This window comes from Paenibacillus silviterrae (assembly GCF_030167925.1).
GTDB classification, from domain to species: Bacteria; Bacillota; Bacilli; order Paenibacillales; family NBRC-103111; genus Paenibacillus_G; species Paenibacillus_G silviterrae.
Genome location: NZ_JASKUT010000001.1, coordinates 3,554,150 through 3,578,351 on the forward strand (window position 1 = coordinate 3,554,150; position 24,202 = coordinate 3,578,351).

Consider the following 24,202-nt stretch of genomic DNA (forward strand, 5'->3'; position numbering starts at 1 on the left):
ATGCTCTTCCAATGACCTGCCCCTTTCGATAGGATTACTTGTTTCAATGATATAAATATTAAACTGTTTAAACATAATCGTCAAGCACTTTCCTCGATAGAATCAATTGTATTCTTCTCCAACCCGGGAAGATTATGTAGCCTCTCGGCATGAAAAAAGCAGTCTAGGCCAAAATAAGGCATAGACTGCTTCTTCTTAATAGCTTCTATTGCTTGGGCAGAATCAATACACTGCCATCGGTCATCTGCTTCAATGCAGCGGAAGCCGATTCGATCTCCTGAATCGCCCAATGATCCTGAGCTACGTCCGGCCAGCTGGAGGCTGTCACCGCCGCCGCGGGACGTTCAAACAGTCGGTTCAGCACCTTCACTGCTTCCGCACGGTTCAACGGGTTGTCCGGCTGGAACGAGCTGTCCGGGTACCCTTGCAGAATGCCGGCGCGGGAAGCCTTCTCGATCGCTTCGAAAGCCCAATGCTCCCGAGTATCGGAGTAACCGCCGCTCTGTGCGGCGCCCGCAGACTTGGAAAGCAGTCTTGCTGCGATGCTGGCCAGCTCTCCGCGGGTAATCGCGTCTTCAGGACGGAACAGCCCGTTGTTATCGCCAAGCATCAGCCCTGTACGCTGCATATGAGCAATGGCTTCCGCCGCCCAATGATCCGGAGCGACGTCAGGATAGCCTTGAGCTTGGATTGGCAGCGGCTCCCCTTTGGCACTGCTTCCCTGAATGCGAGCTACAATCGTTGCCAGCTCCGCGCGCGTAATGGCTTTCGAAGGACGGAACGTTCCGTCCGGGTAACCGGACAAATACGGCTCCAGCACCTTCAGCGCATCTGCATTTTTTTGAATAATGGTAAACGTACTGAATTTATTGATTTGAATCGCAATACCGGCAAGCTTGCCGTCCGCATCGTAACGAATTTCTCCTTGCTGCAGCGCCTTCTCTCCATCGCTGTGCTCGATGTATACGGCGAGCTGTGACAGGATCCGTTTAGCTGCTGCCGTATCGGCCGGCAAAACCAAATGATTCAGCGGCAGCAGGAGCTCCGTTGTATATCCGGCATAATTCGTTTCGATTTTGACAGGCTGACCGATCACGCTGACCGGCTGCCCCCCTGCCGCTTGCTTCACCAGCTCCGCGTTCTGAACGCGGGTCGTTACATCGCTTCGCTCCGTTTGCTCCCGAATCGGAACCACCCGGAAGTAAGCATCCTTGCCGTCTTTACTAAGCTGCTGCAGCGACGCTCCCGGTAAGGAAATTTGCGCGTCCGGAAGCAGGATTTGCATGGACATGCCGCCTTGAGCAAGCAAGCTCACGGATTCGGCACTTAAGCTGACAATTCTCTCATCGGCAGGTGCGTCAGGAAGATCCGTCACGTAGATACGGGCAGTTGTATCCTTGTTCTGTATGGATTTCTCAACGATGCTTTTCGCTGTCCCCGCATCCAGTTTCACCGTATCCAGCGTCCGTCCCTCTTCCGTACGTGTACGAACGATGGAGGTTTGCTCGGCCCAGCCACCGACGCCGCCCGAAATCGGCGCTTGACGAAGGTTGCTTGGCATCGGCGGCGAAGAGTTGTCCTCTTCTAACCCTACCACATCGACAGAATACGTCTGCGAAGCGGTTCGGTCTGCGGACTCCACATTCACGATCAAGGTATTCACCCCGGGGATAATGGCCGGCTGGAAGCGGCCTCCCCCTCTTAGAGGTGTCCCTTGCACGGTAACCACGGCTTGGGGATCATTAGCTACTGCCGTTAAATTCACTCTATTACTGGTCGTCTGTCCTGTTGTGCCATACGAAAGCTTATACGGACTGAAAGGACGAGACAGCACCGTATCTACCTGAAGGCTCGACAGTAACGGCGGCTCTGCAGGCACTGCCTGCTGACGCAATACGGAAACGGTATACACAACCTTGCTGCCGTCCTGAGCGTGAACCTCAATGGTAAGCGTCTGTGCATCCTTAACCAACGGAATCGATACAGCCGAACCGCTCAATGCGGCTTGACCGTTGACTTGAAGCGAAGCATCCGGCTGCGCTGCCGTCGCGCGGAGCGTAATGGCCGCGGCACTATGCGGCACGGATACCTGGTAGCTGCTTGTATTCGGTGTGAAGGCGGAGAGCAGCTCCGCACCACCCGAGATCAGACTCAGCTGATTGAGCTGAGCGTTGCTGCTTGGATTACGCCATACGACGACATTGTAGGTGCGCGTTTGCGTACCGTCCAGTGAAGTAACGAGAACCGGAATCGCATTCTCGCCGACCTGCAATGGGATCGGCTGGGAGGCTAACCCGCTTGGTACCGATTGTCCCTTCACCCGAATGCCGGAACCGGCCTTCAATGCCCCCGGAGTCAAGGTAACGCTCTCTACCGCATGATCTACATAAACGGGATAGCTGTCCTCCGTTCCTGTGAACGGCGAAGCGGCGAGCTCCTTACCCGGCATTGCAGCCGTTACGTCCTTCAGCTTCAGTGTACGCAGCACCGCTGCATCGGAGCCTGTACCCGTCAATTGCAGCGTGTACAGCTTCTCCGTTCCGCCAACAGGCTGAACACGGATCGATACATTGCGGCCGGACGCAGGCACTTCTACCTCCACATAGCCGTTTGCCGTAAGCTGCTGTCCGTCTACCGTTACTACGGAATTCGCAGCCATAGGCACTGCGTAAATACGTACCTTATCTGAATTGGCCACCGCTTGATACGAGGTCGTGCCAAATTGGTAAAGCATGCTCATCTTTGCATTGCCTGTCGTCAGAGCTGACAGACCCTCAGGAGAGCTAGGCATAGCTCCTGCCAAGCCACGCAGCACTTCAAAGCCATATTCCGTCTTATTGCCGCTTTCATCCGTTGCCGTCATGGTGATCTGGTTGCGATCCGCATTCGACACCCAATCCAGCGGGGCATAGTAAGCGAATCGACCCTCATCATCAAGAGGAACGCTGACTCCATTGACGGTCAGCTTCGCCCCGATATCTGTTTGTCCGATAATGTAAACCTTGCTGTCGTCAACTACTTTGCCGTTTAATGCGATCGGTTGGCCCTGATTATCATCCCCTGCGGACGCGATCAATAACGGTCCGGTGCGGTCGATGACCAGCTTGCGGTAAGCGGTGCTTCGATCACCGCGCTCGTTGACCGACTCGATCAGCAGGTTGTACTCCCGCTCCTTCAGCACGCTGACGTTAAGCAGGTCCTGCAGCTTGAATGCGTAAGTACCGCCGGCGCTTACTATTCCGCTGCCTACCTGCTGACCGTGAACCGAGAGCGTAAGCGAAACGTTCTGATCCGCACCTACCTGTAAGGAAGCCTGCTCCGTCGCGGTAAGCAGCATGGTTTCTGCACTTCCGTCAAGCGCCGTATAGGTACGCTGGGCAACGGGTTGGGAGCCTGCGTCAAGCGATACAGCCAAGGCCGCCGGCAGAGGAGCAGGCAGCTCCGTAGTGACTGTCTCGGATTGCGGGCTCCAAACGATACGTCCTTGCTCTTGTCCGATAGCCGACACGCTAAAGATGTAGGATGTACCTGTTGGCAAACCGGCCACAACAGCAGCCTGATCGTTCCCCGAAACCGGAGCTACGTCCATCAGCGGAACGAGAGGTTGATTGCCGGCGGCATCCAGTCCCCAAATACGGTACGACGTTACATTCCCGGACACCGCGGAAAATCGAAGCGATACTTCCCCGTTCCCAGAGATGACCTCAGGTCGCCCAGGTGCGGGAAGCGTGTAAGGAGCCGTTACCTGAACCGACCCTTCAGCAACGGCATAGACAGGGGCCTTATCGGCATGAACCGCCGCTACAGACACACGATAGACTCCGGGTAATGTCTCTGCAGGAATGGCCAGCACCTTACTTCCGGAGGCGGACAAGCCGTCCGCAATCACTTCACCGATATATTGATCGGCGTTGTCGGTAAGCATGACCGTTACCTTCATATCCGGTGCGGCATTTTCCGTTGACCATGTGAGCTGTATCCGGTTATCCGCTCCGCCGGCTTGCGTTACCGAAGCCTTGACGGCGGACGCAGGAAGCAGCTTCTGAATTTGCAGGTCGACCTTCTTTACATTTTTTACTGTCCATTTACCCGAAGGCGCGTTCAGCAGCGAAACATACAGGGTATCCCGTCCGTCCACAGCCGGGGTCGGGGTCGAGATCTGCGTTTGCTGCAGCGGATCTCCGCTCACGCTTGCGTTCGGCATCCGGTCCGATGCCGGCTGCAGGTAGGCGTTGCCTCCCGGAGCATCAAAATTCAGCGTATACGGTTCGCCGCTCGGAGAAATGAGAACCGTTTCCTCATTACCACCGCTCACCGTAAGAAGGTAATTGCCGGATTCCGCCAGCTCGAAATACTTGCTGTAACGCCCTTCCATAAGCAGCGGCTTGATGGATTTGAATTTCCGGCTGTTCTTATAGGCGACTACGCTGGCGAAACGGCTGCCGGTCGCCTTCCATTCGCCTTTCAGATTCGCTCCTTCGAGAAGAAGAGTCAGCTTTCCCTGCGACTCATCCAGTAAGGCGTTCATTCCGTCTTGATTCGGATCAAGCTGCAGCGGATAAAGCTCACCGCCCGGAGTGTACACCTTCGTCTGTGCATTCGCTCCGTAGATCTCAACGATGGCTTGCCCTAAAGACGTGTTATCCAATGCAAATGCCGTAGGATAGGCCTCAGCTTGAACCCATTGTACAACATCGGCCATTGTCGTTTGCGCCGGTGCAAGGTGTAAAGCCGCTTGAGGGCTATTGCCCGCGCTGATCATCCAAGTGCCCGCTTCCACGGCATTGAGAAGCACGTACAGGTTGCCTCCGGCATCGCGATAGGCGTTCCAGTCCGGCTGGCTCTGCTCGGCTTGCAGGCTGTAAGGCCGTCCGTCCGGCTTATATACGATGACTTCTCCGTTAGCCGCGCCGATTTGGAGCAAGTAGCTTCCACGTTCCTTTATCGAAAGTGACGTGACAGGTCTATCCGGCGCTTGGCCCCAAAGCTCAATCAACTGGTTGAGCGGCGTCGCTGCGTTGGCGAACAATAGCTCATGGATGCTGATTTGGGTACCGCCGCTTGTCGTCAGCTTCCAATGTCCCGGATAAAGCGATATGCGCATCCAGGTCACGTTCGCTGCTTGGTCGTAAGCGACATCTGGAGTTGCGACTTTCCCCGCGGTGTGACCCGGAGCCGTACCGGTAAGGACAGCGGATGAGTGGTCCCCCGCAATGGCAATCAAAGCTTGGAACGGACGGTCTACGGCAAATGCCGTGCTTACCTGTCCGCTCGCCGCGTTAACCTCCGAGGTCATCGGCGGTGTCTTATCCAGCGTCGTCAGCTGTCCCTCAACCATTCGCGCCGGTACACCCGGTTTCGCGGTATCTTCCGGCTGGAAGGCCAGGCTGATGGGCTTTAAGTCATAGGCTCTTTTCAGTGCCGCCGAAGAAGCGGATGCCGAAGCCACCTTGACCTGCTTGCCCGAATCCGGCTTGCTCAGCAGCAGCTCTTCCGCCAGATCCAGCCACGGCTCCGCCGCTTCCATAAAGTCGGAAACATTGTTTACGAAGTCCAGACCCTTCTCCCACCACGATTTCTTCGGAGGCTCTGCTTCGACCTCGAACAGGATGGTGTTGTTTTTGAAGGTATACTTGACATTCGCCCCTACGCCGTTATGACGGAAGGTCCCGACGATTCCGGATTCATTTACACTCAGCGTAACGTTATTTACCGTAGCCCCGCCGATGCGTGGAATCCCTTTAGGAACATAAACGGTTCCCTTGATTACGCCGTTGTAGCCTTTTTGATTAAAGGAGTACGAAGTAACGGCTCCCTTGACCACTTCAAATACATTGATGTCACCCTTCGCCGCAAAGCCCGGGGACGAGAAGCCTTTGATTCCTGCGGCCTTAGGATCCGTCACTGCTGTCATGCTCATGTTGTTGACTGGCAGCCAGTAATAATATTCGATGCCGCTGGCGTTAAAGCCGTAGGAGGAAACGTCCATATCGATGGCGTCGGTTCCTACCAAGTTGAACTTGTAATTCACCTGAGGGTGCTTCAGTTCAGGTACAATCACGTCCATGACGGAGCCGGTGACGTCGAACTTCTGGGGAACCTGTGTTTTTTCCGCCAGCTTGTCTACATTACCGTACAAGTAATTTACCTGCAGTCCCGTCGAAGCGAGCTTCGCCTTGCGGTACATGCCGAAGCTGACGCTGTCCAGACGGCCCTGCTTTGTTTTCATATACAGATCAAAGCTAAGATCCGTACCCGGCAGGCTGCCCTTGCCCTGCACGCCCACATAAGGGATGCGGCTCTCTACGACAAATTTGGTATCCTTTGCCGTGAATGGACCTACCTTAAAGCTATTGTTCATTGTGTAGCTGCCGGACAGATCGAACCGGCCACCCGAGAACCGGAGGCTATCCACCGGTACGGATTCCGCAACCCGCTGACTTCCGAGCTGCATACCGACCGAAAGCTGCCCCGTCAGGCGCAGGCCATCCTTGGTGAAAACAAGAGAGCTCGCCTTTACCGGCATGTTCATGTTTAAATAATCCGTTGCCTCACTGTTGCTAAAAGGTAAGGAGAAGCTGTCCGACGTGATGATAAATGGACCTTCCATTAGCGTGTAGGATAGGTTCGCCCCTTCGGAGCCTCCGCCATTCACGTAAAGACGGCCCTCTCCGCTGATAGTAGCTTTTCCGTTCGCGCCGCTCTTGTCTACGACAAGCCGGCTTCCTTTGAACAGGATCGTTTCGTTGATCGTCACCGGTTCAGATGTATCATTGAGCACATAAATACTCGGTGCGGACGGATCTTCCGTAAACGGCCCTTGTACCACCAAGCTGTCCACTTCGTTGCTTGTCGACGTGCTAGGTACTTCTACCTTAGCAAAGTTGCGCGGCTTGTAGAAGTCGAGCACCGTGACCAGCAGCGCATCCGTGAAGACGTAATGCTGGTAGAAAACATGCTCCAAGTGCACACTGTATTTTCCCGGAGGCAGTACTGCCTTCGGGTCAGGCAAGGTCAGCTCCAGCTGGCGGTCATTAATAATATTATAAGCCAGCGGATATTCGGCGCCCGTGGAACTCTTCAGGAAGTAATGAATTCCCTCCAACGGCTTGCGCAGCAAATTGGTGACCCCTGTGCCAACCGCAACCAGACGCATCTTGTCCTTAACGTGTAGGACAGATGCCCCAACGCGATCGTAATCGACATCGGGCTTGGCCATGTTGGGATCGTCCTTCAACACAAAACGTTTAACTTCAGTATAGCTTGTGCCGATTTCATTCGTCGCATAGCCACGAAGCTCGTATTCCTGCTGCCAGGTCAGCCCTGTTAAAGTTACAGTAAAAGAACCCGTTCCTTGATTTCCCGAACCGGTATAAGGCACGTCAGTCCAAGCAGCATTCCCCTGCTCCGTAAACGTCCGGTATTGGACTCCTCTTGAGGTAATAGCTCTAGTACCGTCATTATATACATTTGTAATTACACTAACCGTATCGTTCGTATGCTGCGGGTCAAAATTGATTAGAGGCTCCAGATCCATCTTTACCCCTGGCGCCGTTGGCGGCGTATAGCCGAACACCCAAGTTTCGTTCACATTCCCGGCAGGCATACCGCCGACAACACTGCCGAAAACCTTATCCATAATATTAATATGGCTGCGGCTTCCACCGAATACAACGAAATTTTTGCCGTCGAATGCCATGCTGGCATCACTTAACGGGAAAGGCAGCTTATTGGGAACGGTTTGCACCTCATATTCCTTGCCCGTACTATCTTTATTGCTTTGATATACGGTTTCCATGGATACATTAAGAGGGTAGTATTCCCATGCACTGCCGGTCCAGCCGTAGGCTAAGCTGCCCCGCATAGGCGGATACATGGTGGACGGCAATTTCAAATTCTCCACCAAGACAGCATTATACATATGAACGTAATCCCGTTCCCCGCTAAAAAATACTACGCGGCGTCCGTCGTAGGCCATAGCTTGTCCCCAACGGCCATATGGCTCAGGACCATTATTCGAGCTCCAGGATTTAGCTGCACGATCCCACTTCCATAATAATGGACTGCTATCATCATGAGTTACGTTATTGGTAGCGGTTTGTCCTACGTAAGATTGGGTAATCGAACCCAAATTACCTCCATATAAAATCGCGGTGTAGCCATCATAAGCCATCCGTCCGTTATAAATCGGTGGCGGAGACTGGATCGGCTGCTCACGGGTCCAGGAAGCTCCATTCCATAGCCAAGTATCGCCAAGCAGCGTCTTGGAAGCTCCGCTTCCCGTATAACCGCCGAACAATACCAATTGTTCGCCGTCATAGGCAAGTTGGGCCCCTCCGCGGGCTGAAGGTGCGTCAGCGAGCCCGGTAACTTGCTCCCACTTGGCGTCTGTTCCATTCCAGAACCAAGTATCGTTTAGTACTCCTGCCTGGCCTTCGCCCCCGAACAAAAGTACCTTCCGACTGACCGGGTCATAGGCTATCGCCGCCCCTTTACGATTGGAAGGCTTGAGGGGAAGATTAAGTAATTCCTGCCAGGTTTGCTGACTGCCATCCCAAATCCATGTCTCGTCCAACAAACCAGTACTTCCTTGACCGCCGAACATCACCACATTTCCTGCGCTTTCGTCATAGGCCATAGCCGCAGATTGTCGTGCATCAGGTGAAATATTTAGAGAGATTCTCTTCCAGGCGTAATCCGTAAGCTTATCATTGATTACTTTGGGCTGGACCGTCGTGTATGTATTCGCCCCCACGGTACTTCCGCCGCCATAGGTTTGCTGCGTAACCGTTCCTTCGGCCTGAGCTCCGCCTAACACACCGGGAAGCAGAGGCAAATACTGCAGCAGCAGGGCGGCCACCAACAGCTTGGCCACTCGGGTGTTCCACTGTTTTTTCATTCTCCTACCATTCGACAAAGAAGACATCAAGCGATGAAACATATTGTTCACTACCATCCTCTTTTCCTAAAATCCAACAAAACAGTCCTCAACTAGGACTACCACTACTCCTTCCCTGCCGTAAACTGTCGAAGTATGTCAGTTGGTGATGCTTTCTATATCGGCATCTTCCCATTCCTTTTTTAGTCCTTTTTGATTACACGATATGAAACTTTAGTCCTAAATCAAGCAACAAAAAACAGCGCATCTCGAAAGACACGCTGTCCTTTATTATATGGCAGCCTTGATCATCGTACCGGAAAACGGATATTCAACTGGTACCCGTCTCCTTCGGGCGAGCTTATCTCCAAGCTGCCTCCAATTTGCTGGATCCGTTCGCGCATGTTCGTTAGGCCGAATCCCATGGGCACCTCCTGACGGAAGGACTCTCCATTGTTCCATAGCTCGAAGAACACGGATTTCCCGTCATGCCACAGCTCGTAACGGAACGCCTTCGCCTTCCCGTGACGAATGCCGTTCGTCATCCCTTCCTGCAGCGTGTGAAAAATCACCTTCTTCTGAAGCAGACTCAGATAAGGCAAGGTACCTATGGTTCCATTCACTTCTACCCCTGCGGCCATTTCCGTAAGGGAGGACAGTTCGTGCATAGCCTCCTCCAGATCATACTCCACTCCCGCCGACTGCATGCGGTGAACGGATTCCCGAATATCCTGCAGGCTCTTGCGAACCAGCTCCATGGACAGGTCAAGCCTGCTCAGACCCTGTTCCACTTCCCGGGCCAGAAGCTTCTTGGCGGCTTCAATCTGCACGAGCGTCGTAGTCAGCGTATGGCCCACGACATCGTGAATATCCCTGGCGATTCGAGTGCGCTCCTCCAGCACAGCCATTTCTGCGAGCGCCTCGGAGCGCTCCCGAATCGACTGCCGGAGCAACCGGTTGGCCCCTTCCAGCTCTAAGGTCCTCTCCTTAACCATATGCTCCAGCGCTACGGTAAATTGGTGATGCTCCCGCCGAATCCGGACCATCCTCGTCACCATAGCCATACCAAGAGAAACGACGAAGATCAGGACCCCTAGACCCGCTACATGCTCGAAAAAATAAAGATAAGGCGTCGTGGCGAAACGGAACGTGCCCGGCGAGCTGACCAAAATCAATCCCGCTGTATGCATGATCGTGCAAAGGACGGCTGACAGCATGCCGCTGATAATCCATCCGGTCTCCGGGTCCGCATCGGATCGAATGCGCTTGATGAGCGGAACGACCGCCACGACCGCTTCCACTGCCAGCAACGGCAAGAACAAAGCATCGTATACGGCCCGGTACGTGCCGAAGTCTGCAGCAATGCCCAAACCGATGCAGACCGCGCTTAGGGAAAAGGTAATATTGGCAAACCAAAGGAGAAGCTTATTCCTGGGACCGCTTAAAAAATGATATAGAAACATCAAAAAGGCCCCTGTCGCTATCGCCCCCGGCATATCGGTGAAATAAAGCAAAATATCCGGCACAGGAAACCGTTGGATGCTCATCGTGCGCAGTAAATACGCGGCTCCCCCACAAAAGGTAATAACGGCAAACCATAAGTACGCGGAATCTTTGGGAGCGCGGAGATATACGATAGCGGAAACCAAACCTAACATGCCGAACAGCAGAGAATAAATCAGACCCATCGTGTCGTACCGAAGCATCTCTGACTGCAAGGCCGTTCCTTCTCCCAGGATGTACTGCCCGAGCTTCAATCCCGGTACCGCCGGATCGATTCGTACAAGAAGCGTCTGAGGCTTCCCGCCTGACGGCAGCTCGTACATCCGCCACATATACCCCGGATGATCGTATCGATTGTCTTCCTGCCTATTGACCTCACCCAGTAAAGCGCCATTGACATAAACAGTGTACTGCTGCTGCCGCTTGATCCACAAATGGGGGTCCCGCCAGCCGCCTTCCTTGCCGGGCAGCGACCGTTTCACCCAGAATACGCCTTTGTTCCGAAGCCCCTCCGTTGTACCCTGCAGCTCGTCGATCGGCCTCCAAGCAACGGAACTCTCTTCCGGTATACCGTTTCGGACAGGCACCTCTCCCATGAAGACCTCCCAGCGTCCGTCCTTGCGCAGATCCAGAATCCGTTCCCCAGCGTCCAGCCTGTCGGATGCGCCTACGATGCCGAACACCATGACCGTATACAGGAGTAATGCCATAACGGTAAGTATCGTGTTACGAAACGGTTTTACTGCAGACAACAAGGGCGGCCTTCCTGATCCCCTCAATCTTCACCACTCCCGCTTCCATACAACTTATATTAATAAGAAGTATAACGCGCTTTGAATGAATGCGACAGTAATTTGAGACGCTTTGTGACAAGTATGACCGGAATCTGTGACTTAGTCATGGGTATTCCTACCCGTACATAACAGAAAAAAGCCGACCTTCCCCGGGTCGGCTCTCCGCATCATGTTTGGGCTCTGACGCCTGCGGATTCAAACCGCGGGCGTCTTTTCGGTTTATTATTTTTGAGCATTTTTATCCGCGACGGTAACAGTAACTTCGCTCTTCTGTCCATTGCGGATCACGGAGATCGCGGCTTGATCCCCTACCTTCAGCTCCTTCACCTTAGCGCTGACCTCGGAAGCATTGGCAACCGCCTGTCCGTTGATCCCGGTAATCACGTCATACGTCCGGATCCCGGCTGCGAAGGCAGGCCCCTTCGGATCGATTTGCGCTATGACGGCGCCTGTCGCATTGTTCAATCGAAGGTCCTTGCTCCATTCGGCATTCACGTCTTCCATCGCAATACCAAGGTACGGCACCGGCTCCTTAGGAATCGTTACGTTATTTTTCAAGTTATCCAAGACGGAAGCTATCGTAGTTGTAGGTATCGCGAAGCCTATCCCCTGCGCCTCGGCGTTGACCGCTGTATTGATTCCGATCACTTCACCGTCCAGATTCAGCAGCGGCCCTCCTGAGTTACCGGGATTAATGGACGCATCCGTTTGCAGCAGGTGTTTATACCCCCGCGTGCCTTGCTCATCCGGAATGGTAATCGGCCGTTCCTTGGCGCTCAAGACGCCGACGGTCACTGTTTGATCGAATCCATACGGGTTCCCGATCGCAACAACCCAATCCCCGATATTCGACTCATCCGGATTTCCCAGCTGCAGATAAGGGAAGTCCGCCTCACCTTCGATCTTAAGCGCCGCGAGGTCGAGCTCGTAGCTGTTGCCAAGCAGCGTCGCCTTGAACGGCTTGTCGTATCCTTGTACCGTCACCCAAATTTCTTCGGCTCCTTCAATCACATGCTCATTCGTAAGAATATAACCCGACTTTTCAAAAATAAACCCGGTCCCCATGCCTCCGTCCTGCAGAGCCCCCTGGCCCTCGTTCGCTTGTCCTCCGAAAAACTGGCGGAAAAACGGATCGGCTGCCGAAGCTCTACTGCTCGCCTTTACCTTCGTCTCGATTTTCACCACAGCCGGACTCGATTGCTTAACGATTTGCGAGATGTTCCCCGTCGAATTCACGCTTAGGGAGGCGCTCTCCACCCCGCCGCTGTTCTTCGAATCCGCAGCAGCCGGCTTACCGGCCGAAGCACTGCTTACAGCAGCTACCGCCGCTGAGTTATGCGATGTAAATAAATTCAATTCGTCCGAGGCCAGCATTAAACCTCCTGTCAGGACGGTCCCTGCCATAAAAGCGGCAAACGTGCTCTTCCATTTGGATCTTGGTCTATTGTACTCTGTATCGTTATTCATATACTGAACCTCCATCGTGAAGTCATAGCGGGCTGCTTATCGCCCTTACAAGGAACAGTATAGAAGCCGTTGCTTAAACCAGGGTTAAAATGAACTGAAGGCTAGGTGAGAATCCGCTGAAAGCAGGCTGAATGCTGCAACGAAAAAAAAGGTCCCATGACCAATTAGGTCTGGGACCGTACCATATCAACTCATGAATTTGAGGCCGATAGCGGCGCTTAGTACCATGCACATGAACAATATTCTTCTCCAATCCTTCGACTCTCCATAGAACAAGATGCCGACGATACCGGAGCCGACGGTGCCGATGCCCGTCCAGATGGCGTAGGCCGTCCCCATAGGAATACTTTTCATGGCCAAACTGAGGAGCGAGAAGCTCATGATCAGCCCTACGATAAATACTAGAAACGAGGCGGCTGCTTTTCTCCTGGTGATCATATTCATGCCGATCACACCTACAACCTCGAATAAGCCGGCAAAAGCAAGAAACATCCAGGCCATTATACAGCACCGCCTTTAGGCTCAGGGTTACTCGTTACCAGCTTTAGCCCCATTACGCCGGCGACCAAAACCACGATCAGTACGATTTTGAGCACACGAAAGGGCTCCCCGAACACGATCATTTCCGTTAGAACCGTGCCCATGGTCCCAAGCCCGGTAAAGACGGCATACACCGTACCCACCGGCAAACCGGAGCCAATCGAACGAATTAATAAATAGAAGGAAAACGCGATAGCCAGCACCGTCCCCGTCCACTCCAAATAATGATGAGAATGCTTCAAGCCCGTAACCCAAAGCACCTCAATGACAGAGCCGATAAATACAAAAACCCATCCCTTGTTCATTTCAAATCACCTCCGGTTGCGATTGAATGCCGCGCCAATAAACAAGCCAGGAGGCCTGAGCCCGTTTCAAAGCACGCTCTGCGCCGCCGAAAAACAATTCCACGAACAATCCGTCCAGAACTGCGGTATAGGCCGTAGCAGCGATCTCTTCATTCACGGCTGGACTGATGCTTTTGTCCGCGATCGCCTTATGAAATATGGGAACCAGCAATTTTTCCAGCTGATCGACAAAATCGTTGCCGCTGTCGACCGTCTTCTGCTTCAGATGGACGGGCGGAAAAAATACCGTTCTGAGAAAAAAGTTGGTATTGCGATCCTGTACATAACGATCGAGATACTGCAACAGGAAGCCATACAGAACCTCTTTAAACGGTTCCTGCTGCGTTCGATGAAAATAATGCCGGACAAAATCCAATTCTCTGCCTAGCGCGTCGTGGAACACCTCGAGAAAAAGCTCATCCTTCCCGCTAAAGTGCGCATAGATGGACGGCTTCTTGATACCTACCTCACTCGCAATATCCGCTAATGACGCCCCGTCATAGCCATGGATAGCGAATTGAGTGAGAGCCGCTTCTTTGATGCGTTGTACTGTCATGATAGCCACCTCCCTAACGGTCGTTAGGTAATTCTAGCACGGAGAAGTTAGTAAATCAAGAAGCATCCAGCAGGTATGACAGTTAGGCAAGCAGCTCCTGCTTCAGATATTGGTACAGCTTGGAGCCGGCCTGATGCGTCGGGTATTCCGACGGCTTGGAGAGAATGCCGAAATTCATGGAGATCAGACTCCCGCTTAAGGCTCGGATCGTCGTCCCTGCCGGAACAGGCTCCACCATGATCTTAGGCACAAGAGCGATTCCTAGTCCGCTTTCCACATAAAATTTCAAGGCAGTCATACTGCCGATCTCCATCGTATTTATCGGAATGTTTCCCGCTTCCTGCAGCACCATCTCCAGCTTTCTGCGGTACGGACAAGCTTCTGAAGTAATGAGCAGACGATCATCCCGCAGATTCTCCGGCACAATTACAGATAATGAGGCAAGCGAGTGAGCCTCCGGCATAAGGAGTACAAACTCCTCTTGGAACAAGGGCTCGAAATAGATCTCGGACCCCAGCTCGGGTGCCGAGCCTAACGCCAAATCCAGCTCCCCTTGGAGAAGCCGTGCGGTCAACCCCGGTGTATTCCCGAATTCCAGGGAGATCCGAATGTTCGGATATTGCGCCATAAATTTCTTCAAGACGCAAGGCAGACGGTAGCTGGCTGTCGGCTCCGTCACCCCCAAACGGATATTCCCGCTCTCCCCTAAGAGCAGATCCGACATGTTCGTCTGTAATTGCTCCATCTGCTTGACGATAGGCAAGCTCTGCTCGTAGAACAGTCTCCCCGCTTCCGTTAATCGGATTTTTTTCCCCCGTTCGAGCAAAGTGACGCCCAATTCGGATTCGAGCTTCTGGATTTGCATCGTAACCGTGGATTGCACATAATTCATTTCTTCCGCCGCACGGTGAAAGCTTCCGTACTTCACAATCATTTGAAATGTTTTTACGGTTTTCAGATCCATCGGCCGGCTCCTTTGATTACGGTTCATTTTATTTGAATTAAGTATTCATTTAATTCAATTATACAAATACATTTCTTCGCTGTACAATCATGCTTATTAGTAATTCAGCTAAAGGAGATGGATGACACAGATGAAGGTACAAGATAAAGTAGCCTTAGTTACCGGCGGGGGGACAGGGATCGGCAGAGCCACCTGCCTTGCACTTGCTGAAAGAGGAGCCCTCGTTGCCGTCAATTATTCGCGCTCCCAAGCGGAAGCGGAAGAAACGGTACAATGGATTGAGCGGCAAGGCGGGCACGCCATAGCCGTACAGGGGGACGTTTCGCGGGACAGCGACGTTAAGGGAATGGTACAAGAGATAGCGCGGCAATTCGGGACGATCGATTTGCTTGTGAATAATGCCAGCGTGACCCGGCATATCCCGCTTGGCGATTTGGAGGAAGCAACGGAGGAGGTATGGGATGAGCTGTTCGATGTGAATGTCAAAGGAATGTTCTACTGCGCGCGAGCTGTCGCCCCTTACATGAAGAAGAACAAGCAAGGAGCGATCGTCAATCTCGGCAGCATCGCGGGACAAACCGGCCTAGGCTCTTCTCTCCCCTACGCCGTATCCAAGGCGGCCGTACACGGTCTGACGAAGTCGCTGGCCCGGGCCTTGTCTCCCGATATACGGGTCAACTGCGTAGTACCGGGAGCCGTTGCGACAAGGTGGTGGGCCGGTAGAGAAGAGCAGATGCACAGGCTGGCGCCTCAGCTGCTGCTGCAGCGCATCGCGGCGCCCGAGGATATCGCTTCCTTGATCTGTACGGCTTTGGAGCAGGAAGCGATGACAGGCCAGATCATTACCGTAGACAGCGGACAAACGCTGTAGAGCTTAGCTTTGATTGCTCCGCTCGCTCCAGCGTTGAAATGGAGCCAAGCTGCTGGCCGGGCTAAGCTTCTCCAGCGAAATGCTTCTTTGCTCGGCGGGCCGTTTCATTTCCTCCCAGTAGTTTTTCAAGGGATCAGGGAACTGAACCGCGGCCGCCGCTTCTTTTTTGCTGCAGGCATAGTAGACAGCTTTGGGCTTCGCCCAGTAGATAGCCCCCATGCACATGGGACAAGGCTCGCCGCTGGCGTAGACGATGCAATCGCTTAAATCCGTTGTCCCCAAGGCGGTACATGCCTGTCTGATGGCGAGCAGCTCCGCGTGGGCGGTAGGGTCGGATTGCAAGTGTACGGTGTTGACCCCCTGACCGACGATGACATCTCCCCGTACGACCAAGGCTGCAAACGGACCGCCGCCCCGATCCACATTGTGCACCGCCATCTGAATCGTTTCGTTCATCCATTCCTCATGCGTTTTCATTTCGATTTTCCCCCTATTTCCGAGTTGGGCACTCGTTATTGGGCAACGAGTTTTACTTTTTCTCCATGACAGCAAAGTAATTTTCTTCACGATCCGCAAAGTTGAATACTCTTCCGGAAGGAAGGCTCACCATTTCCCCCACGGTGACATTCTTAATCTTTAGGTCGTTATACAATTGATCGAGATCGTTTGAGAAAAACATTAAAGAAGGGGTACCGAGATGCAATCCCGGGGACATCTTCGCTATAAGCTCCTTATTATGAAGAATGATGCTCGTTTCCGAATCCTTAGAGGGAGCGAGTTCAATCCATCTCATGTCCCCGTTGCTTTCCTCGGAAATGACTTGAAAGCCTACGGTTTCCGTCCAGAAGTTTCTCGATTCATCTTGGTTATTGACGTACAGCATCACTTGACCGAGTTTGGTAATCATAATTTATCTCTCCTTTGAATATAATTAATGATTCAGCTTGTCTTCCTTCCAAAGTATAGCATATACAGAGGGACCTTTTTTTTTCATTTGCTTTCATACCAAACTTACCCGTCATCGTACGAAAGACCTCTTCTTTGTCAGCAGAGGTTCGTTTCGTGAGCGATTGCAGCTAGGCTTGTTTTTTTCCTTCCTTAAGCATGACGAGCTCTTCCATGATGTCGGCTTGTAGTTTTACGGTCCTGCTAAGCATGAAAAAACAACGGCCGCCGGAGACAGCCGTTGTTTGGTTTGTCGTTATTAGGATCCGATCCCACCCGGCGCGGTCGATTCGAGCCTGCGGTTGCAGATAAAGAGCGCGGTGACAAGCGCCGCGAGCGTACTGACAAAGCCAAATAAGAACAACCCGTGAAAGCCTGCGATGCCCTGTGTGTGGGTTACAATCGCTCCCATGATGGTCACCCCTACGGCCGTGCCGATATTCCGGCAGAACATTAGGAACGAAGTAGATATTCCCCGTTGATGCGGCTCGGCCAGCTGCTGTACGGCAATAATCGCTACGGTCGACGTCAGGCCGAAGGCGAGACCGACGACGGTAAGGCAAACGGTTGCGAAGCCGACACCTGACTCGGCATTCACCAGCGTGAGCAGTCCGCCGGCCAGAACGAGCAGCACGTTGCCCGCGATGAGCAGCTTGCGGAAGCCGTATTTCAGCACCCACTTACCGGCGGGGACCGCCACGACCATCCAACCGGCCGCCAGACCGAGCAGAGGAAGGCCGCTCATGAACAGGCTGGCTCCGGCAAAGCTCTGCAGAAACAGCGGAATGAAGCTGCCTACCCCGAACAGTGCAAGACAAGCGACGAAGCCGTTGATGTTGACCCACCGAATCGTTCGGTCACTCAGCATGCCGAGCGGCACAAGCGGGGACGCCTGCTTCCTTTCGAACAAATAGAACCAAATGAGGAATAAGGCACCGACAACTCCGAATATGACCCGATTTTCCTCCAGGACCGTTACAAGCAGCAGCAAGCTTACCCCGATCGTAAACAAGATCGCACCGATGTAATCCACCTTGGCCGGCTTCGGCTCGTACACTTCCTTATAAGGAAGCAGCATAAGAAAGGCCAGCAAACAAATGGGCAGGTTCACGTAGAAAATCCAGCGCCAGTTCAAGTATTCCACGAAAAAGGCACCGAGCATCGGAGCCAGCAGCGCCGCGAGTCCCCACATCGATGTGAACAGCGCCTGGATTTTCCCCCGATTTTCCACCGAGAACAAGTCCCCTGCGATAATCATCGGGAACGGCATCATTACCCCCGCTCCGATCCCTTGCACCGCCCGGAAGATCACGAGCTGCACCATAGACTGGGACAATCCGCACAAGAGCGATCCGGCGAGAAAAAGCAGGATACCGCAAGCAAACACCCGCTTCCGTCCGAACAGATCGGAAATCCGCCCGGCTACCGGCGCCAGCACCGTGTTGAAGATCATATAAGCTGCGAACGACCAGGCATACAGATCGAAACGCCCCAATTCTTCGGCAACGATAGGCATAGTCGTGTTCATAATGGTCGAGTCCATCGATGCCACCAGCATGGCCAAGACGATGCTGATTAAAACAGAGGTACGACTTTTCATTCCCCTGCCCCCCGATCGGCTGGAGCTCGCAGCGTACGATGAACCTGACTGCGGGCAGGCCACTCTCTATAGATATTTTCCGTCATTGTACCATCATCCTTTTATGTATAAATGTATTCCGCAGCTGCCTTACGGATTTGGCAAGCAATTCTAATCATATCATAAATTCGTTACTTTCCTACACTTCATTGCCTTCACAGTGGACACCATCGCTTCTGAGCGGGTTATCTTTTGTTGGAGTGGACAGTCCGTCCTTGCAGTCGAAATAATTCTCTAACTTTTATACAGTCACTTACTTTTATTTATTAAAACTATGTGTTATACTTACTATTGTAAAGTCACTTACTATTAATCAGATCGGAGGTGGTACGGGTGGAGCTCGATTACAAACGATGTCCTAGCTTTGAAGCCGCGTTTGAATTATTGGGAAAACGATGGACAGGACTGATTATACGTGCGCTTCTGAGTGGGCACAAACGATTTACGGATATCTCCAAGATGATTGAGCAGATGAGTGATCGAATGCTGTCCGAACGCTTCAAAGAGCTAGAAACGGAAGGGATCGTCGTCCGTCGGGTATATGACGAAACGCCGGTTAGAATCGAATACGAGTTAACGGAGAAGGGCCGCGCGTTAGAACCCATGATGAAGGAATGTGAAAAATGGGCGGAGGAATGGATTTCTTAATAATCAATTATTGATCTACCAAGTAGAGGGAATCATAATAATCCATTGGAAAAGGAGCTATTTATATGAATAAACACACTACCGGAATTCACCACATCACGGCTTTTGCAAGAAATGCTCAAGAAAACCTTGATTTTTATGCCGGTGTGCTCGGGCTGCGTCTTGTCAAAAAAACGATCAACTTCGACGCCCCCGAAGTGTACCATTTCTACTTCGGTAATGAATCCGGGAGTCCGGGTACTATCATGACATTTTTCCCTTGGGCCACGGGACGGAAAGGACGAATCGGCGGCGGACAGGTTGGCATTACCACCTTCCTTGTGCCTGCGGGTACGATGGATTTCTGGGAGAACCGATTACTGAAATTCAATGTACCTCATAACCGTACCGAAAGATTCGGAGAAGCGTATCTGCAGTTTACAGACCATGACGGGCTGCAGCTTGAAATCACGGAGCGCCAGGAAGGCGCAAATAGCGAATGGTCATTTGGCGGAATCCCCGTGGACAAAGCGATCAAAGGCTTCGGAGGTGCGGTTCTTTACAGCACATCACCCAAAGAAACCTCCGCTTTGCTGGAAAATGTCATGGGCCTTGAAAAGATTGCGGAGGACGCGAACTGGACTCGGTTTAAGGGAAGCGCGGAAGTCGGGAATATCATCGACCTGAATGTGACCCCGGTAGAGCACGGGTCGGGAGGATACGGAACCGTTCATCATATTGCTTGGCGGGCCAAAGACTTTGCCGATCACGAGGAGTGGAGAAGCCACGTTGCACAAAATGGATATCAGCCGACGCCGATTATAGACAGACAGTACTTCAATGCGATATATTTCCGTGAATCGGGCGGCATCTTGTTTGAAATTGCAACAGATCCGCCGGGGTTCACCCGAGACGAGGCTTTTGATGAGCTGGGCACCGGATTGAAGCTTCCCGAACAGTATGAGCCCCATCGGGCACAAATCGAAAAGCTTTTGCCGCCTATTCAAGTTCGTGAACTGGAGGTCGAGTAACGATGAAGCATATTTTCCAGAAGGGTTCCGACCCTGCCGCTCCTACGCTCGTTCTATTCCATGGTACGGGAGGTACAGAGCAAGACCTGCTTCCGGTGGCACAAATCGTGTCACCGGCCTCATCGGTATTAAGTATCCGAGGGAACGTACTTGAAAATGGAATGCCGCGTTTTTTTAAAAGACTTAGCGAGGGTGTCTTTGATGAGGAAGATCTCCTCCTTCGAACAAATGAGCTTCATGAATTTCTTGGTGAAGCGGCGGCTGCCTATGGGCTGGACCGTAGTCAATTCGTAGCCATCGGTTATTCCAACGGTGCCAATATTGCCGGCAGTCTCTTGTTTCACCATCAGGGGGCGTGGAAGGGAGCTATTCTGCATCATCCGATGGTCCCGCGGAGGGGCATAGAGATACCGAAGCTGAATGGGATCCCCATTTTTATCGGTGCAGGGACGAATGATCCTATCTGTACCCCGCAGGAGACGGAGGAATTGGAACAGCTCCTTCGCTACGCCGGGGGCAGCGTAACGGTTTCTTGGGAGTCATTCGGGCACCGCTTAACCCATTCCGAAGTGAACACCGCGGCCGCTTGGTTTCAGAGTCATTGGGGATCGAGGTGAACGGACGATGCTGAGGATTGATCCGGAATCACAAAGTGAGAGGGACGTCTATAAGCTGCTCACGGGAAGCATTGTGCCAAGGCCCATTGCCTTTATCACAACCCTTTCCCGTAATGGGGTATTGAACGCGGCGCCATTCAGTTATTTCAATATTGTCACCGCGAATCCACCGCTGATTTCCATCTCGATTCAACGGAAGAACGGACTATACAAGGACACCTCTCGAAATATACTGGAAACCGGTTCTTTTGTCGTTCATGCTTCGGATGAAACAAACATCGAAGCCATCAATCAAACGGCAGCCAATCTTCCGCCGGAAGAAAGTGAAGTCTCTCTTGCCAAGCTTACCCCGGTTCCCAGCGAAAAAATAAGTGTACCGGGGGTTGCAGAAGCAAAGATCCGTATGGAATGTGTTTTAGAAAAAGCAATAGAACTCGGGGGAACGCCCTCAGCCCCTGCTTGCGATTTAATAATCGGTAAAGTCGTTTACTTTCATATCGCAGAGGATTTGTATGAAAATGGACGCATACATGCCAATAAATTACTGGCGGTCAGCCGCTTAGCCGGCAGCAGCTATGCTAAGCTGGGCGACATGTTTGCGTTGGACCGACCGAATTAAAGAACCGAGGGGAGTCTTCGGGCTCCCCTCGGCTCTTTCAATCATCCTCATTTGACTTTCGTCTGAACCACGCCACTTTGACTCCCCACGATGAGTATATCGGTCCTATTTACGAATAAGCCGTTTTCTACAACGCCCGGGATTCCATTCAGCCTTATGGATAGCTCCTCCGGATTGGAGATGACTCCGAAGCGGCAATCGATAATATAATTTCCATTGTCTGTTATGTACGGCGATTGCTCCGCGCGGCGTAATTGGGTTTGACAACCAAGCTGCATCAGCTGCTTGTTTGTGATGTTCCATCCGAACGGGGCCACTTCGACAGGCAAAGGAAACCGGCCTAAGCTGGAGACGCACTTGGATTCATCCACAATAACAATAAACTGGGAGGATGCCGATGCTACCAGCTTTTCACGAAATAACGCTCCGCCGCCGCCTTTGATTAATTGATACTGAGGATCAACTTCATCGGCTCCGTCTATCGTTAGATCAATCCTATCGACTTCGTTGATATCCATGATCGGAATTCCGAGCTGAGCTGCCAATTGTTCCGTATTGCTTGAAGTACAGACGGCCCGAATTCGTAATCCATCCTTGACTAGCTTGCCAATCTTCATGATGGCCCAGTAGGCTGTTGATCCTGTGCCTAGTCCTACGATCATTCCATCCTTCACGAATTCAACTGCTTGTTTTCCTGCTATCTTCTTAGCATCCATGGTATCATCCCTATTTAATCTCTTGGTCTTGGGCCGGGTCCCATCCCCGCTTCAGTTACGGTAAGTATCGGTTTCACTTCCAGGTCGGAGGTTACCCGTATTTGACAGGATAACCGAATATGCCCGTCCGGTTCGATTCCTTTGTTCTGGAACAATCTCGTTTCCAGTGCTGATACAGGCGGCAGAACGCCCTCGAGCACTTCTACTCTACAGGTCCCGCACTGCGCATGACCTCCACACATATGCATAATATCTACACCGTGGTCCTCGAGAGCCAGAACTAATTTTGTACCTTCTTCGGCATCAAATATTCGATTACATACGGATACTTTGGGCATCTGTGATTTTCGACTCCTTATTTGCGCTTCACTTAATAAATGACGTCCTCACGAACATTGTCAATCAATTTTTTGTTTTAGTCAAACGGATGGCAAACGGAATGGCGCCAGCTAGGAAAAAACACATCTATGCATCGGTTCGCACACCGATGATAACGTTGGCATCCAGTTCCTCGGAACGAACCCACTTGGGATTCAATCCGAATTGAGTAAACAGATCGGCAGTCAGCGGCGCCTGCTTTTCGCTAGTTTCGACTAGTAGAACGCCCCCTTTTTCCAGCCAATGTGAAGCTTCCGCTACAATTCTTCGTTGGACGTCAAGTCCATCCGTTCCTCCATCAAGCGCAATCCTCGCCTCGTGGTCGCGGGCTTCCGTTGGCATGAAGGGGATGGCCCCAGTAGGCACATAGGGAGCATTGGCTATCATAACATGGACGCGGTTATACAGCCGCACAGGCAGGGGATCGTAGAGATCTCCCTCATACACCAAGCCTTTGTCTAAGCGGATATTACGACGGGCGCATTGTACTGCTGCAGGGTCGATATCAACCGAGTGTAATTCAATACGCCCCACCAAAGCGGCTAAGGCCGCGCCCAAAGCTCCGGAACCGCAGCACAGGTCAACTACAACGTCGCCCGGTCGAGTGAGAGCCACAGCCTGACGAACTAAAAACTCGGTTCGTTGCCGCGGAACGAAAATTCCCGTATCCAATTCAATTCGTATCCCACAGAAATCCGCCCATCCGATAACGTGTTCCAGGGGATAACCGGCAACTCTGCGATCCACCAGCTGTGCTAATTCGCTATCATTCCGTGAGGAAGACATAAGCAACCGGGCCTCTTCCTCGGCAAAAACACAACCGGCAGCTCGCAGCTCCCTAACAATTTTTTCCCATATGGCACTTCCATCTTCGAGATAATCCACATATCATCCTACTTTGGCATGGAATTGTATTCACTCCATTCTATATGTGTTCACTGTTTCCCAAAATGTAAAGTTTCTTTATACAAAAACTATCTGCTCATTTCGAGCGAGGCTCCCGTATTTACCGCCGCTTACTCATTGTTTTCACCTATTACTATTATGTTTATTATATATTAGACAAATAATAATCTGTATCCATATGATGTATTTATAACATGAACGAGGAGGGCTAATCTGATGTCTATCTACGATATACAAGTCAAATCAATTAGCGGCAAGCTCGTTGAATTATCAATTTATCGTGGAAAGGTTCTCCTTATTGTCAACACTGCCAGCAGGTGCAGCTATTCCCGACAATTCGCCGATCTACAACAGCTTTATGAAAGTCACCGTGAGAAGGGGTTTGAAATACTCGGCTTTCCTTGCAACCAATTCAACGAGAAGGAGCCGGGGAGTAATCTGGATATACATGAATATTGTGAGAGCCACTTTGGAGTGAAGTTTCCGTTATTTGAAAAAGTGGAGGTTAGGGGATCGTCTGTTCATCCTTTATATCAATATCTCACCCAACATGCACCCTTTCAGGGTTTCGATACTCAGACCTCGAGTGGTCAATGGATGAAGGAGTTTCTGCAAGAAAAGTATCCGGACATCTGCGCCGGTGACGGGGTCAAATGGAATTTCTCCAAGTTTTTGGTCGACCGGAATGGCAATGTATGCAATCGATACGAAACGACGACAGAACCATGTGATATAGAGCCATGTATAGAATCATTATTATTAAAGCAGTAACCGACTCGGATTGGTGACCAAGAACGACGAATGTCC

General features: G+C 52.0%; 19 protein-coding genes. 6 read left to right on the forward strand and 13 right to left on the reverse strand.

The annotated features are described in order from the left end of the window. Positions 1-205: 205 nt before the first annotated feature. From QMO62_RS16155 to QMO62_RS16185, 7 genes are all read right to left on the reverse strand, one after another. Positions 206-8,899, reverse strand: a complete 8,694-nt coding sequence (locus QMO62_RS16155; protein WP_284642501.1) for a cadherin-like beta sandwich domain-containing protein — start codon at positions 8,897-8,899, stop codon at positions 206-208. A 287-nt stretch (positions 8,900-9,186) separates the two neighbouring features. Then, complete coding sequence (locus QMO62_RS16160; RefSeq protein WP_284642503.1) at positions 9,187-11,091, reverse strand: sensor histidine kinase; 1,905 nt, start codon at positions 11,089-11,091, stop codon at positions 9,187-9,189. 306 nt (positions 11,092-11,397) lie between these two features. After that, positions 11,398-12,642 carry a S1C family serine protease gene (locus tag QMO62_RS16165; protein ID WP_284642505.1) on the reverse strand — a complete coding sequence of 415 codons (1,245 nt, stop codon included), beginning with the start codon at positions 12,640-12,642 and terminating at the stop codon, positions 11,398-11,400. 186 nt (positions 12,643-12,828) lie between these two features. After that, positions 12,829-13,143 (reverse strand): DMT family transporter, encoded by a 315-nt coding sequence (locus QMO62_RS16170; protein ID WP_284642506.1) that lies wholly within the window; start codon positions 13,141-13,143, stop codon positions 12,829-12,831. Further along, on the reverse strand, positions 13,143-13,487 hold the full coding sequence (locus QMO62_RS16175) for a DMT family transporter (RefSeq protein WP_284642508.1): 345 nt from the start codon (positions 13,485-13,487) through the stop codon (positions 13,143-13,145). Before QMO62_RS16175 ends, QMO62_RS16170 begins: the two co-directional genes overlap by 1 nt. Position 13,488: 1 nt before the next feature. Beyond that, entirely contained in the window at positions 13,489-14,082 is a 594-nt protein-coding gene (locus QMO62_RS16180; RefSeq protein ID WP_284642510.1) for a TetR/AcrR family transcriptional regulator, read from the reverse strand. 82 nt (positions 14,083-14,164) lie between these two features. Continuing rightward, positions 14,165-15,046 carry a LysR family transcriptional regulator gene (locus tag QMO62_RS16185; protein WP_284642511.1) on the reverse strand — a complete coding sequence of 294 codons (882 nt, stop codon included), beginning with the start codon at positions 15,044-15,046 and terminating at the stop codon, positions 14,165-14,167. A gap of 130 nt (positions 15,047-15,176) precedes the next feature. Between QMO62_RS16185 and QMO62_RS16190 the strand changes: the two genes are divergently transcribed. Further along, positions 15,177-15,917 carry an SDR family NAD(P)-dependent oxidoreductase gene (locus QMO62_RS16190; protein ID WP_284642513.1) on the forward strand — a complete coding sequence of 247 codons (741 nt, stop codon included), beginning with the start codon at positions 15,177-15,179 and terminating at the stop codon, positions 15,915-15,917. Positions 15,918-15,920: 3 nt separating this feature from the next. Here the strand turns inward: QMO62_RS16190 and QMO62_RS16195 are convergent, their stop codons facing one another. The 3 genes from QMO62_RS16195 to QMO62_RS16205 form a co-directional block, all read right to left on the reverse strand. Further along, positions 15,921-16,394, reverse strand: a complete 474-nt coding sequence (locus tag QMO62_RS16195) for a nucleoside deaminase (protein WP_284642515.1) — start codon at positions 16,392-16,394, stop codon at positions 15,921-15,923. Between the two features lie 52 nt (positions 16,395-16,446). After that, positions 16,447-16,824, reverse strand: a complete 378-nt coding sequence (locus tag QMO62_RS16200) for a VOC family protein (RefSeq protein WP_284642516.1) — start codon at positions 16,822-16,824, stop codon at positions 16,447-16,449. 297 nt (positions 16,825-17,121) lie between these two features. Next, on the reverse strand, positions 17,122-18,462 hold the full coding sequence (locus QMO62_RS16205) for an MFS transporter (protein WP_284642519.1): 1,341 nt from the start codon (positions 18,460-18,462) through the stop codon (positions 17,122-17,124). A gap of 423 nt (positions 18,463-18,885) precedes the next feature. On the opposite strand from QMO62_RS16205, the gene QMO62_RS16210 reads away from it, so the two are divergent. The 4 genes from QMO62_RS16210 (at position 18,886) to QMO62_RS16225 (ending at position 21,395) form a co-directional block, all read left to right on the forward strand. Continuing rightward, the gene (locus QMO62_RS16210; RefSeq protein WP_284642521.1) at positions 18,886-19,149 is read left to right on the forward strand and encodes a winged helix-turn-helix transcriptional regulator; all 264 of its coding nucleotides are present in this window, start codon (positions 18,886-18,888) and stop codon (positions 19,147-19,149) included. 65 nt (positions 19,150-19,214) lie between these two features. Then, positions 19,215-20,159 carry a ring-cleaving dioxygenase gene (locus tag QMO62_RS16215; protein ID WP_284642523.1) on the forward strand — a complete coding sequence of 315 codons (945 nt, stop codon included), beginning with the start codon at positions 19,215-19,217 and terminating at the stop codon, positions 20,157-20,159. Positions 20,160-20,161: 2 nt separating this feature from the next. Continuing rightward, the gene (locus QMO62_RS16220; protein ID WP_284642525.1) at positions 20,162-20,776 is read left to right on the forward strand and encodes an alpha/beta hydrolase; all 615 of its coding nucleotides are present in this window, start codon (positions 20,162-20,164) and stop codon (positions 20,774-20,776) included. Positions 20,777-20,783: 7 nt separating this feature from the next. Beyond that, positions 20,784-21,395, forward strand: coding sequence for a flavin reductase family protein (locus QMO62_RS16225; RefSeq protein ID WP_284642527.1), 612 nt, complete (start codon positions 20,784-20,786; stop codon positions 21,393-21,395). 47 nt (positions 21,396-21,442) lie between these two features. Here the strand turns inward: QMO62_RS16225 and rpiA are convergent, their stop codons facing one another. From rpiA to QMO62_RS16240, 3 genes are all read right to left on the reverse strand, one after another. Continuing rightward, positions 21,443-22,111 carry a ribose-5-phosphate isomerase RpiA gene (gene rpiA, locus QMO62_RS16230; RefSeq protein WP_284642528.1) on the reverse strand — a complete coding sequence of 223 codons (669 nt, stop codon included), beginning with the start codon at positions 22,109-22,111 and terminating at the stop codon, positions 21,443-21,445. 14 nt (positions 22,112-22,125) lie between these two features. Next, positions 22,126-22,449, reverse strand: a complete 324-nt coding sequence (locus QMO62_RS16235) for a 2Fe-2S iron-sulfur cluster-binding protein (RefSeq protein ID WP_284642530.1) — start codon at positions 22,447-22,449, stop codon at positions 22,126-22,128. A 127-nt stretch (positions 22,450-22,576) separates the two neighbouring features. After that, positions 22,577-23,374, reverse strand: coding sequence for a putative protein N(5)-glutamine methyltransferase (locus QMO62_RS16240; protein ID WP_284642532.1), 798 nt, complete (start codon positions 23,372-23,374; stop codon positions 22,577-22,579). A gap of 237 nt (positions 23,375-23,611) precedes the next feature. Here QMO62_RS16240 and QMO62_RS16245 point away from each other — a divergent pair, with 237 nt between their 5' ends. Beyond that, entirely contained in the window at positions 23,612-24,166 is a 555-nt protein-coding gene (locus QMO62_RS16245) for a glutathione peroxidase (RefSeq protein ID WP_284642534.1), read from the forward strand. Positions 24,167-24,202: the final 36 nt, after the last annotated feature.